Consider the following 12940-nt stretch of genomic DNA (forward strand, 5'->3'; position numbering starts at 1 on the left):
TACCGGCCGGTAAGATTGCAGACTGCGGACGGCTTGGGCCGCGATCGGTTATAGTGGTCGGCGATACCGGCATCCCGAGGAAATCATGAACAGATTATTGCTGACCTTGTTGGCCGTCGCGCTGATCGTCGAGGAATGGCTGTGGGATTTTCTATCCGCTTGCGGCCACTATCTGGCGCTGGCGCTGGGCCTGGAACGCATCGAACGCTGGCTAAGCCGCTGCTCGCCGGGTGTCGCGCTAATAGCCATTACCGTACCGATTTTACTGGTTACGCCGTTGAATCTGGCGGCGCTGTGGTTGCTGCTGCACGGTTTGTTGCTGCAAGGTTTGGTACTGGAAATCGTCGCCAAATTGTTGGGTACGTTGTTGGTGGCGCGCGTGTTCACTCTGACCAAGCCGCAATTGCTGAGTTTTGCGGTATTGGCCTGGCTGTACGGCACGATTACCGGCTGGTTACGCTGGGCGCACGCCAAAATCGCCGAGACGGCCTTGTACCGTTGGTCCAGAATCGCCAAACAGCGAGTTAAGGACCGGGTGAAAACCTGGCTGAAGCGTTAACAGTCCGGCTCGGTTAGCGCCGCGCCGCCAGGATGGCGCGCTGCCGAACCAGAATAGCGCTTCCGCCGGCCAGTGCCGCCAGCATCGTCAGCGACCCGACGAATTTGGAAAATTTGGCGATGGCGTGATCGTGGGCCAGCTGGCCGGATTCGGTTAGCAAATATTCCCAGTCGTGAAAGCCGTAAGGTGCGGAATGGCCGAAGTTGCCGCCCAGCAACGGCAGTTGCCCGGCCCGAGCATCGTCGATGTAAGGGGCGATGTCCAAAAAATTTTCGCCCAGCCACCACAAACACAGCGCGGCACCAAACGGGTCGCGGGTTTTTATGAACAGGGTTGCCATGCAAATCGTCGGCATCAGCAACTGGCCCAATGTGCCGCCCAGCGATGTGACAAAGGCGCCGAAGGGTCGGAAAATGAGATGGCCGGCTTCGTGGAAAGGCAGGTTGACCAAATGTAAAAACGACGAGCCGGCGGCGTTAGCGGCAATCGGCGGAACGATCAATATCCAACTCCATAGCGCGAACAACGCGAGCAATAGCGCTCTGCCCCAGAAGGCGAACTCGCTGTCGGCATAGGTATCCGAGAGCCAATCGGCCGAGGGCGTTGGCGCAAATTCGACCCGAGTGGTTGGCATCGGGGCTGGCCGGTTTGGATCCGCGTGATAGCGCAAATACTTTTCGAACACCACGCCGCAGTGGGGGCAGATGGTCGGGGCGGGTTGTGCTAGGGCGTGTTGGCATTTAGGGCAGGTGTCCACGGCGGGCTCCCGAAAACATGCGCTTGAGTGCGGTCTGGTTATCGTCTAGCCTAGCAGCAATTCCCGACCCGGCCCGAGTGCCGGCAATTTCTCAACGCCAGATCACCGTATGTTCCCACTGACCTTCCTGCGTGCTCAACTTCACGATGCCCCAGCCTTGGCGGATTTAGTCAATTCAGCCTATCGCGGCGAGGCCAGCCGTTTGGGTTGGACCACCGAGGCCGATTTGCTGGACGGCAAGCGCACCGATGCCGAGGAGCTGACGGCCGTGCTGACGGACCCCGCTGTATTAATGGTTGCCGGTTTCGAAACCGACCGGCTGGTGGCTTGCGTGCAAGTGCGCCTGGCCGATCGCGAAGCCCAGATAGGCATGCTTACGGTCGATCCGGCGCGGCAGAACCGGGGCGTGGGCCGGCGCTTGTTGGGCGCCGCCGAAGACTTGGCGGCGCGAACTTGGGCGATCGAACGTTTCGCGATGTTCGTGATTCCACGCCGCGCCGAATTGCTAGCGTATTACCAGCGCCGCGGTTATCGGCGCACGGGCGTTCTGCTCCCATTCCCGGAAAATCCAATGCTTTGGCAGCCTAAGGTGACCGACTTGAGCTTGGAGCGGCTGGAAAAGCCGATCTGACGCCAAACGCTAGGCACGGTCAAGCAAAAATTTTTGATTTTTTTAAAAAACGTGCTATAGAGCGCACTGGCGCGGCAAATTTTGTGATGTGCGTCAAGTAAAAACCGGTTGGCCCGCGTCGATGCCGGCCTGGAACCGGAGTATCTGGTGCCGAGCGGCCCGCGCCCGGCTCAGTTTCGGTGTCGGTTTCGCCGGCGCTTTCATGAGTTTTTGTTTTGGAGGGGGTATTTATGGGTTATCGATCATATGCAATGGTGGTCGGTTTGGGTTTGGCGGTATTGTCCGGGGCCGCTCAGGCTTACGCGACATTTCCCGACGGCAACGGCGGCGTTTTGAAATGGGGTGGCGACAATACGCCCGGTACCCCCGGCGGCAGCGTGACTTGGGGCTTCATTCCGGAAGGCACGGCCGGTTCGGCTTATTGCGATAGCGCCTGCTCCGGTACCGCGAAAACGTCAATTTGGATTGAAAATTCACCCGGCACCGGTTATACGCTGACACCGTTGACCGATTTGGTGGGCTACATCCAGGCGGCGTTCGACAAATGGGCCGGCGTTGCCAACATTAGCTTTGTCGGGCCGCTGTCCGATTCCGGTTTGCCGATCAATCACGCCGGCGCCGGTACGCCGGATATCCGCATCGGCGCCTTCGATTTCAGTTCCGGCGGCGGCGCGGTCGGCTACGCGCCACCGCCCAACGGCGGCACCGGTAGCGGCGACATCATCTTCGCGGCTAACTCGTTTTATGCGTTCCAACCGGGTAACGATGGCGATTTGTTCCCCAGCGCCTCCACCGCGCCTAACGATTTCGAGAGTTTGTTGCTGCATGAAATGGGGCATGCGCTCGGCTTGGCACACCCGCCGGTCGGCGGCGGTTGTCCGGTGATGCAGGTCGTCGATTCGGCCTGCTGGTTCCGAATCAATCGCGAATTGGACGCCGACGACATCGCCGGCGCGCAATACTTGTACGGCGCGCCGGCCGCGGTACCGTTGCCGGCGGCGGCCGGGTTGTTTGCAAGCGGTTTGTTCGGAGTTTTGGCAGGTCGCCGAAAACGCCGGATGGTTTAATCCCTGAAGGCCACCGGCCACCGGTCGGGCGACCTTCTCTTTCCGATGACTTTGGCGCCCGGTATTTGCTCGGCGGCGGCAAAGTGCAGTATTCGCCGGTTGGCGGTGAAATAGTTCACCGCCAACCGGCCCCCGTCTTTTTACACTTCCCAACGCTAACGATTCGAGACGATGGAATACACGGTTTACGTGGTTCGCCGGTGTCTCGCCTAAGCCCGTTTCGGTGATGGTCGCGTTGGCGTGAACTCATGTCGGCCGCGACGGCCGGTTCTTAGAATTGACGGGAGAAATATCATGGATTACCTCTATTCCGACACCGGCGCGGGGCGCTGGATAGCGCCGGTTTGCAAGGCCGGTTTGTTTACGCTGGGATTGGCATTAACGCTGGGTTTGTCGAGTCGGGCGGCGTTGGCCGATATTGTCGATCAAGCCAACGACAGCACCGTTTCCGGCGGTTTTACCCTCAACGCCGGCCCGATCGGGCAAAGCTTCCGGCCCGGTCTGGCGTCGCTGGATTTCGTCGAGTTGATGATCAACGACCAAAATCCGGATTTCGGAGCCGGCGACGACATTGCGCTCAGAATTCGCGAAGCCGACATTAGCGGCACGATTCTGGGCGTCAGCGAGACGGTGTTTTTTGCCGATCAACCGGAGTCGCGGCCTTTTCATGCGCCGGAATTGGTGCGTTTCAATTTCGCCGCGCCGGTCGGTTTGACGGCCGGCAATACTTACGTGTGGGAAGTTTTCCGCAACGGTGCCGAGTCCTCGGACCTGGGCATCTTCGGTACCGGGTTTAAAATCGATGCCTATGCGCAAGGCGAGCCGTATTTCGGGGGGCGTTTACGCGGGCAGTGAGGCGCCGTTCGATCTGTGGTTCCGGGAAGGTATCGCGACGGTCCCGGTACCCGCCGCGTTACCATTGATGCTGTCCGGTATCGCGATGCTGCGCTTGCTCGGCGGGAGACGTTCGGCCTAGCTACTGGAGCCTTCCCCGCCGCCGCGCAAGCCGAGCCGGGGAAGGCGCTTGCCGCCCGACGCTAAGTTTGGCGGTAGTCTAGCGGTGTCAGTCGGTTTCGGTTTCCTGGTCGTCGGCTGAATAGGGTTTAGCTGTCTGTGTTTTTAATTTTTTTGTGCTTTGGCTTATCGACAGTTTGCTGCTGGCGCTCGGCCTGGATGCGTTTGAGCAATTCGGCGGCGGGTTCGTCTGTGGGGTCTTGCGGCACCAGTTCGCCGCGAAAGGCTTTGGCCAATAGCGATTGGCTCAGGCGGTCCAGGCGTTGTTTGGCGGCAAGGTATTGTTTTTCGACGGCGTCGGCTTGGGCGAACAGGGATTCTACTCGGCGGACGATTTCTTTTTGAACTCTAATAGGAGGGATACATATTTCGAATTGTCTGAGGTCGGCCAAGTTAATACGTTTCTGCGCAGACCCAATTTGTCTAGAAACAAACGCCTCCTGAAAAGATGGTGAAAGTAATTGAAGTAATACATATTCAGAAATAACGTTATCTGCTAGCTTTATTACAGCTAATGCGCGATTAACATTAGCACCAGACAACTCATCAGACACAATTGCAGCCCTTCCAATAGTAGCCATAACCGATAGAACAATATCACCCCGATCAACAATTGTTCGTTTATATTCTTTGGATAATTCCTTTGATATTTTAAAAATCTCGGTTTTATTAAATCGCCCCCATTCTCCAATATCCATTACCCTAATCATGGGAATGCCATTTTCTTGATAATCACCTGGCTTAAGGACACCATAGGAAAGCTGCTTTCTATTTTTCAGAATTTCTTCAAATTTTACTGTAGCACCGTTTTCGGGGGAGGTGCCGGCGACCTCCCTCGTCAACTCCCCCGAGGTAGCGGCGGCGAGGACGGATTGGCGGAAGCGTTTGAGCAGGGTGGGAATTTTTTCCAGCCGCGCCTGGGCCGCATCGACTTTGGCGAGCACGCTGTCGAGTTTGTCGGCGATGCGGATTTGTTCGTTTAGGGGGCAACCATACTTCAATTTCTTCTAAATCCGACTTTCTAATAGAAGGTACCGTTGTCGAGCGAGACAACGCTGCAATATTAAAATTTTGAAGAAATCTATAAATGTATTTATTACTTTCCGATAAATCTGGAATAACGCCCATTACATTGTTGTCAGCTAGCCCTTCCTTGATGACATACGCCCGTCGATTTAACTTTAACGCTTCTCCAATTTTTGCAAACACCGTTGAGCCGATTGGAAAGGTTCTCCCTTTCAATTCAGTAGCAATCTCGTCGGAAACATAGTTTGCTGCTAAGGCTAATAAACCATTAGCATTCAAATATGCTCTGGATATATCACCTACTTTATAAACAGGGTATTTTTCGTCGTTTATTCCTTGATATTTTTCTGGAAAGCCTATCCCGCTCTGAATAGTCGCAATTTCTTTGATTGGGCATGTTGTCCACCCTGCTGGAAGCTCGCTCATAACAGAATTTCCTCGCCTTCTTCCGCCGCTCCCAATTCCACCAAAATCGCCTGCAAACCCTGCATCGCTCCGGCCATTTCTTCCAATGCTTCGCTAATCAGCACATCCGGTTCCGGCAGGCTGGCGCTGTCTTCGGCGCTGTCGTCGCGTATCCAGGCCAGGTCCAGCGAATCGTCTTTCTGGCGGATTTGTTCGCGGCTGAAGCAGCGCAGGCGGCAAGCATCTGGATTCCCGCCTTCGCGGGAATGACGATCAATAAACGCTTGGCGCTCCGCTTCGTCCACGTGGGTCAGGTCATCGCCGACGGCTTCGCGGAACTCTTGTAAATGCTGGGCGGTAAACGGCGTGCGCTTGCCGAATTGCGGCATGTTGGCGCGCAGGTCGTAGACCCAGAGTTTTTGGGTATTGCCCTTGTCTTTATTCGGGTCTTGGGGTTTGCTGAAAAACAGCACGTTGGTTTTCACGCCTGCCGCGTAAAAAATGCCGGTGGGCAGGCGCAGGATGGTGTGCAAATTGCATTTTTCCATCAGGTCCTGGCGGATAGTTTTGCCGGTGCCGGCTTCGAACAGCACGTTGTCCGGCAAGACGATGGCGGCGCGGCCACCGGGGTTAAGTAGGACGTGATACATCAAATGCAGAAACGCCAGTTGTTTGTTGCTGGTGTAATGCACCAGATCATCACGGGTGGGTATGCCACCGCCCTGTTTGGTGCCGAACGGCGGGTTGGCGAGGATCAGGCTGGCTGGCGGCAGTTGTTTGCCTTCGTTGCTGAGGGTATCGCCAAACAGAATGCCGGCATTTTGGTCGTCGATGGCCAAGTCGTGCAGCATCAGATTCATCATCGCCAGTCGGCGGGTATCCGGCACCAACTCCATGCCGTAAAAGGTCTTGTGCTGGTATTGGTCGTAGTCGAATTCGTTAAGGGCGCTGATGTCGTGGTGTTGCTGGATGTAATGGTGGGCGCTGATCAAAAAGCCGCCGGTGCCAGCGGTGGGATCGACAATCACATCGTCCAATGTCGGTTTCATCAGCTCTACCATGGTGTTGATCAATACCCGTGGCGTGAAGTATTGCCCGGCACCGGATTTTTTCTCGGTAGCGTTGATTTCCAGCAAGCCTTCGTACATATCGCCCAGGCCTTCGGTTTTTGCGCTGTACCAGTCCAGCTTGTCGATTTCGGTGACCAGCTTGTTGAGGGTGGCCGGTTTGCGAATGACGGTGTTGGCATTGTTGTAGATGGCCTGGGTAATGGTGGAGCCGTTAGTGCCCAAGTGCAGCAGCAGTTTTTTGTAGTGTTCCAGGCGGGTGGCGGCGTTGCAGGCTTCCAGATCAGCCCAGCGGTAGCCATGCGGAATATGTTCTTCCTGGCCGGTTTCTTCGACCATTTTCAGGAACACCAGAAAAGTCAGTTCAGTGATGTATTCGTGGTAAGTCACGCCATCGTCGCGCAGCAGGTTACACAGATTCCAGAGTTTGGCGACCAGGTCTTGGGTGCTCATAAGCTTGTTTTATCGATTGATGTTTAAAAAGGTTTGTAGGGTGGATAAGCGCAGCGCCATCCACCAGACGGCTGGATTCGGCGGATGACGCTACGCTTATCCGCCCTACGTTTAATTGCCGTGCAACGTAGAAAACTCATTGCCACAAGGCCTTATTAAATCGCTCCAATACCTCCGCCACCGGCTGCTCGAACAATTTGTCGCCGCGTTTAATGCCGCCTTGATGCTTAAAAATGCCTTGGTTGAGCGCAGCTTCATCGACGATGGTGGTGGCTTTCATTTGCTGGGCGATCAGTTGCAGCCACTCACGTTGCGGGGTTTTCCAAGGTTGGCTGTTCAGGATTTTTTCCAACGCTTGATCAACCCGTTGTTCCCACGGAATCAAGGCTTCACCGAGCGCGGCCTGACGGATAAAGCCGATGATGCGGGCGGCGGTTTCTTCCTGTTTCACATCGCGCCAGGCGGCTTGCAGGTCTTGCTCGCGGAAACGGTTGCGGTCTAATTCCACGGCCAGTTCTTTCAGGCTTTGCCGACTCAAGCCCCAGGGTTTGTTGATGACGGTCTGGATAGCCGCTAAGCGGTTGCTGTTGGCGTTGATGAAGTCTTTAAAGGCATTCAGGTAGTCTTGCGGTTTTTGGCCTTCGCCGTAACCGGTGGTAGTTTTGGTGACATGGTCGTCGCCCTCATGAATCACCACGGGTGGCATGAAGCCGCCGTTGCCGGTGATTTTAGCGTCCAGTAATTCCCCCAGGCCAGGGTGCCGTGTAAACCATTGCGCCACCTGTTGCAACGGCATGGTTTTCAGTTGCTTGGCGAATTCGGCGGGCGACTGGCCGACGATGGTTTCGAATTGGTCGGCTTGCTCGTCGGTCAGGAACTGTTTTTTGACCTGCAATTTGGCAATGAATTGCTTTCTGGCCAAGTCTTGCAAATCGGGCGCGGTGGTTTGGCGCATTTCCGCTTCCAGATCGCTGAAACGAATGTCGACGTTGGTCACCACCGGCTTCATGGTGCTGACTTTTTCCAGTTGTTTGTAGATGTCCACCGCGTCGTAAATCCGAAACGGGCCTTTGCCAATTTCCGGGCACAAGCGGGTGGCGCGTCCGAGCATTTGTTCGAACAAAATGCGGCTATTGACCCGGCGCAAAAACACCAGATTGCAAATTTTAGGCACATCGACGCCGGTAGTCAGCAAGTCAACGGTGACGGCGATGTTAGGCAGGCGGTCGTTTTTGTAGCTGCGGATTTTGTCCAAGGGCTTGTCGCTGGCGCCGGTGATTTTTTGTACGGCGTCGTCTTCCACTTCGCCGTGGTAGTTTTCGATGGCGGTTTTGAAGGCTTCCACCACGTCGTCGGCGTGTTTGTCGGTGACGCAGAACACCAGGGTTTTGGCCGGTGAATAAGGATTGATCGCATCGCTTTCGATCAGCCATTGCGTGACGACTTTGGTGAACTCCGGGGCGATGACTTTGCGGTTGAAGTCGGCAACCTCGAAGTTGAGTTCGTCCGGGGTGTTGTAGGTTTCGACGCTGTTGTTTTCGGCGTCGTAGACCTTCACTTCTTCATTGATGGCGTATTTGATGCCTTGTTCCGCGAGCTTGGTATGAATGCGGATTGGCGGCAGGTGGTCGTTCAAATAGCCGTCCAACACCGCTTCGGTGTAGCTGTAGGTGAAGGCCGGCGGTCCGAAAATTTCGGTAGTGTGCAACGCCGGAGTGGCGGTGAGGCCGATTTTGAAGGCGTCGAAGTATTCAATGGCCACGCGGTATTTGGATTGGTAATCCTGCTGGTCGCGGAACAGAATTTCGGTGTCGCTGAGTGTTCGGTCGAGCAAGTAGCCACGGTGGCATTCGTCGACGATGATGCAGTCGTACTGGCCAACACCGGGTTTATTGTCGTTATCGCCGGGATAAAGAATGCGCTGCACCAAGCCTTGCACGGTGGCGACATGCACCTTGGTGTCATCGTTGGGATTGGGTTTGACGGGCTTGTTGGGCTCCATGCCCATCACATCGAAAGTATCGGCAAAGGTGTTGAGGTGTTCCAGGCGGACTTCGCTGAAGTCGCCGGTGGTTTGTATGCCCAGCGCGGCACGGTCGACCAGAAACAGTACGCGGCGAAAACGTTCGGATTTGAGTAAGCGATAGATCAAGGCAATGGCGGTTTTAGTTTTACCTGTGCCGGTGGCCATGGCGATTAACGCCGACTGTTTGCCCTGTTTAATGCTGTTTTCGACGGCTTTAATAGCGTTAACTTGGTAGTCGCGCAGTTTCAGGTGGTAATCAAACGCCATGTCGTCCAACTCGGCTTCCGCCTGCTGAGGCGTTTGCCGGAGATAGATTTTGATTTCCTGTGGCGTGTACCAACCCTTCAACACTTTGCGGCGGTTGCTGTTGTCGCGCACATCCAGAAACCAGATGCCGCTTTCCTGTTGCAGTTGTTGCAAATAAGGGCGGCCATTGGTGGCGAAGGTCAAAGGTACTTTGAATTCGCCGTAGCGGGTTTCGATAGTGAATGCGCCTTGGGTCTGCAAGCCTTTGGCGTAGCGCTTAGCCTGGCCGATGTCGTCGTAGACATTTTTGGCGGACTTTTTGGCTTCTACCACGGCAACCGGGGTTAAGCCGATAAACAGCACATAGTCGGCGGGGCCGGAATCGGTTGGCCATTCGGCAATGGCGCGGTTAGCGTTGGGTATCGGCCGAGCGCCTTTGGAAAACCTGAGATTGACGGTATCGGCTTCCCAGCCCGCTTCGATCAGTTGCTGATCGATCAATACCCGGGTTTCGGCTTCGTTAAGTTGTAATGTGGATTTTTCGACGCGGCGGATTTGCTCGGCTTGCTGCGGCTTTTCCAGTTGAGCAAAGTGTTCCAAGTATTTGATATTGGCCGCGTCCATTTTGGCGCGGTATTCCGCCAGTTTAGTCTCGTGTTCGGTGGCGATTTGCTCCCAGATTTTACTGTCACTCGCCATCTGTTCGGCGCGCTGTTGCTCAGCTGCGGCTTTTTGCGCCTCGATAGCTTTTTGCTGTTCGGCGAGGGTTAAGCGGTCTTCGGTGGTTTTGGTTTGCTTTTGCAGTTCCAGTAACGATTGTTCGAGTTGGCGAACTTTTTCAGAAGGGTCTTGCGGCTTTAGGAAAGGCTCTAGCTTGAAGCCTTTGGCTTTATCACCACCGAATTGCTGATGAAACCAAGCGCTCAGCGCATGACCAATCTGCAAGGCCTTGAGCGCATCGCGGTGAGAAGACGAGGTTATGTTGTGGGTTGCTGGATTACCCAGCTTTCTCAGGGTATGGAAAGCGTCTTTGACTTGTTTGTCCAGCTTGAGGGTGTAATCCAGCTCTTTTAACAGATCGACCTGTTTAATCTCGCTGCCGGATTCCACTCCTACGCGGGAGGCGATGGTTTTAGCCAGTTCCTCGCCCAGTTGACGCATCTTGATAAGCGTGGTGTTCGGATCGGGGACGAAACAGGCCTCGGCGGTTTGTGCCAGACGCACTAGCAACTCGTCGTGGTACTTTAGAAAGTCAAAATTACTCAGCTCCATTTTCAACTTTCCCTTTGTATGTAGCCCATGCGCTAACCGGTTTCGGTTTCCTTGTCGTCGTCGGAGGCCAGATCGGAAATTTCCTTCAAGCGGGCCACGGCCTTGAAATTCACGCTGCCTTCCGGATATTGCCCGGCTTCGTTCATCGCGCCTGCGTCCTGGCCGGTTAACAGACTGAGTGCTTCGTCGGCCTTGGACACCGCGTAAATTTCGAACAGGCCTTTTTTCACCGCGTCGATGACGTCCTGTTTCAACATCAAATGGCGTTTATTGGAGGTTGGTATGATCACGCCCTGGGTACCGGTCAGGCCGCGTGCCTGGCACAGCGCGAAGAAGCCTTCGATTTTTTCGTTGACGCCGCCGATGGCCTGCACTTCCCCGTATTGATTGATCGAGCCGGTCATTGCCAAATCTTGTCGGATCGGGGTGCGGGTCAGCGCGGAGATCAAGCAGCACAACTCGGCCAGCGAGGCGCTGTCGCCGTCGATGTGGCCGTAGGATTGTTCCATCGCGATGCTGGCCGAGATCGCCAGCGGAAATTGTTGGGCGTAACAATGGCCCAGATAGCCGGTCAAGATCATCACGCCCTTGGAATGGATGGGCTGGCCGAGTTCGACTTCGCGTTCGATGTCGACGATGCCTCGCGAGCCGGGATGCACGGTCGCGGTGATTCGGGCCGGCGCGCCGAAGCTGCTGCCGCCGATGTCCATTACGGTCAGGCCGTTCACCTTGCCGATGGCTTGGCCGTCGGTATCGATCAAAATCGTGCCGTCCAGCATTTCCTCGAGTATCGCCTCGGCGATACGACCGTTGCGCTGCTCGCGGGCGCTCAGCGCCAGTTCGATTTCCGGTTTGCCGATGTCGTCGGCGCCGGATTGTCCGGCGAGTAAATTGGCCTCGGCGATGATTTCCAGGCACTGATTGACGTGGGCCGACAAGCGGCCTTGGTCCTCGGCCAAACGGCAACTGTGTTCGATCAGCCTCAGCAAGGCCTGGTCGGTCAAGGCTTTGGCGCCGGAGTCGGCGGCGTGGCGGGTCAGCAGTTGCACGAACTGGCCGACGTTGTCGGGCGTGCGTTTGATGTGGTCGTCGAAATCGGCCAACACCCGGAACATCTCGTTGAATTCGCTATCCAGCTCTTCCAGCAGGTAGTAGATATCGCGATCGCCGACCAGAATGACCTTGACGTTGAGCGGAATCACTTCCGGTTTTAACGTGATGGTGTTGATGCCCAATTCCGAGTACGGCGATTCGATTTCGATTTTGCCCGCTTTCAGCGCCCGTTTCAGGCCTTCCCAGACAAAGGGGTAGGTCAATACTTTTTCGGCGTCGAGGATCAGATAGCCGCCGTTGGCGCGGTGCAGCGAACCGGGACAGATGCGTCGATAGTTGGTGACTAATGTGCCTTGGTCGCTGACGTACTCGATGCGGCCGAACAGGTTTTGGTAAATCGGATGAGGTTCGTAAATTACCGGCGCGCCGACGCCGTCGTGTTTGCAATCGACCAGAATATTCGGCAGATATTGCTCGATCAGGATTTGGCGTTTGCTGACGAATTCGCGGCCTTCGCCGCCGCGGCTGGGCATCAGTAGGTCGCCGATGGTCAAACTCAGGTTTTTCTCGACTTCGGCCAGATAGGTGATGACGTCGTCGACGTTCTGATAGGTGCCTGTCAATTCGGCCAACAGCGGCTCCAAGGCCAGCTTGATGGTGTCGTTGTCGAGCTGGCGCATTTCCTCGACCAATGCCCGCCGCCATTGCGGCAGTTCCAGCAACACTTCGCTCAGATATTCTTCCAGTTCCTCGGTGTGTTGATGGAAGGCGTCGCGCTCTGCTTGCGGCAGCAGTGTGAATTGTTCCTCGTCCAGCGCCTTGTTGTTTTGGATCGGCAAAAAGGTGATGGCGTCGTTGTCGCGGTAAAGCGCGACATCCATCTCGCGGGCCTTTTTGTCAACCAGATCGATCGCGCTGTTATAGCGTTGGCTGAAACGGCGCTCGATCGCGGTTTTTTTGCTGGTAACTGGGAATTTCGAACGAGGCCGGAAAGGTGGCCAGGACGCCGTCGATCAATTTTTCGATGTCCTTGGCGAAGTTATGGCCTTCGCCGGACGGTAGCTCGATAGCGACCGGTTCGCGCGGGTTGTCGAAATTCTCGACATAGGCGTAGGACAGCGGCGATTCCTGGCGTTCGGCCTGTTCGCCGAGATATTGACTGACCATCGACAGTCGGCCGGTGCCGGGTTCGCCCATCACGAAAATATTGTAGCCCGGTGCCTTCATCGCGATGCCGAAGGCCAGCGCCGATTGGGCGCGTTGTTGGCCGAGGATGCCGGACGCCGGGTTTGGGGCTGTTGGGTGCGGCAGGTCTAACGTCAGCTTCAGCGCGGACGCGGGCAGTTTCAGATGGTCCAGCATAG

9 protein-coding genes and 1 pseudogene are annotated in these 12940 nt (G+C 55.7%); 4 read left to right on the forward strand and 6 right to left on the reverse strand.

What is annotated here, in order from left to right; translation table 11 throughout:
- Window positions 1-85 precede the first annotated feature (85 nt).
- Window positions 86-559, forward strand: coding sequence for a hypothetical protein (locus ACP4CD_RS17320; RefSeq protein ID WP_426991824.1), 474 nt, complete (start codon window positions 86-88; stop codon window positions 557-559).
- Between the two features lie 13 nt (window positions 560-572).
- Here the strand turns inward: ACP4CD_RS17320 and ACP4CD_RS17325 are convergent, their stop codons facing one another.
- A complete protein-coding gene (locus ACP4CD_RS17325) occupies window positions 573-1193 on the reverse strand; it encodes a zinc ribbon domain-containing protein (RefSeq protein WP_426991826.1) in 621 nt (206 codons plus the stop codon).
- Window positions 1194-1425: 232 nt separating this feature from the next.
- On the opposite strand from ACP4CD_RS17325, the gene ACP4CD_RS17330 reads away from it, so the two are divergent.
- From ACP4CD_RS17330 to ACP4CD_RS17340, 3 genes are all read left to right on the forward strand, one after another.
- Entirely contained in the window at window positions 1426-1947 is a 522-nt protein-coding gene (locus tag ACP4CD_RS17330; RefSeq protein WP_426991828.1) for a GNAT family N-acetyltransferase, read from the forward strand.
- A gap of 230 nt (window positions 1948-2177) precedes the next feature.
- Window positions 2178-3014 carry a matrixin family metalloprotease gene (locus tag ACP4CD_RS17335; protein ID WP_426991829.1) on the forward strand — a complete coding sequence of 279 codons (837 nt, stop codon included), beginning with the start codon at window positions 2178-2180 and terminating at the stop codon, window positions 3012-3014.
- 294 nt (window positions 3015-3308) lie between these two features.
- Entirely contained in the window at window positions 3309-3869 is a 561-nt protein-coding gene (locus tag ACP4CD_RS17340; RefSeq protein WP_426991830.1) for a hypothetical protein, read from the forward strand.
- Window positions 3870-4117: 248 nt separating this feature from the next.
- Here the strand turns inward: ACP4CD_RS17340 and ACP4CD_RS17345 are convergent, their stop codons facing one another.
- The 5 genes and pseudogenes from ACP4CD_RS17345 to ACP4CD_RS17365 form a co-directional block, all read right to left on the reverse strand.
- Complete coding sequence (locus ACP4CD_RS17345; protein WP_426994703.1) at window positions 4118-4870, reverse strand: restriction endonuclease subunit S; 753 nt, start codon at window positions 4868-4870, stop codon at window positions 4118-4120.
- A complete protein-coding gene (locus ACP4CD_RS17350) occupies window positions 4815-5480 on the reverse strand; it encodes a restriction endonuclease subunit S (protein ID WP_426991832.1) in 666 nt (221 codons plus the stop codon). The genes ACP4CD_RS17345 and ACP4CD_RS17350 overlap by 56 nt, the downstream gene beginning before the upstream one ends.
- Window positions 5477-6979 carry an N-6 DNA methylase gene (locus ACP4CD_RS17355; protein ID WP_426991833.1) on the reverse strand — a complete coding sequence of 501 codons (1503 nt, stop codon included), beginning with the start codon at window positions 6977-6979 and terminating at the stop codon, window positions 5477-5479. The genes ACP4CD_RS17350 and ACP4CD_RS17355 overlap by 4 nt, the downstream gene beginning before the upstream one ends.
- Window positions 6980-7115: 136 nt before the next feature.
- A complete protein-coding gene (gene hsdR, locus ACP4CD_RS17360; protein ID WP_426991835.1) occupies window positions 7116-10523 on the reverse strand; it encodes a type I restriction-modification system endonuclease in 3408 nt (1135 codons plus the stop codon).
- 32 nt (window positions 10524-10555) lie between these two features.
- Window positions 10556-12938, reverse strand: a pseudogene (locus ACP4CD_RS17365) (Lon protease family protein).
- Between the last annotated feature and the right edge of the window lie 2 nt (window positions 12939-12940).

It is taken from the genome of Methylomonas stagni (genome assembly GCF_050154735.1).
Taxonomy (GTDB): domain Bacteria; phylum Pseudomonadota; class Gammaproteobacteria; order Methylococcales; family Methylomonadaceae; genus Methylomonas; species Methylomonas koyamae_A.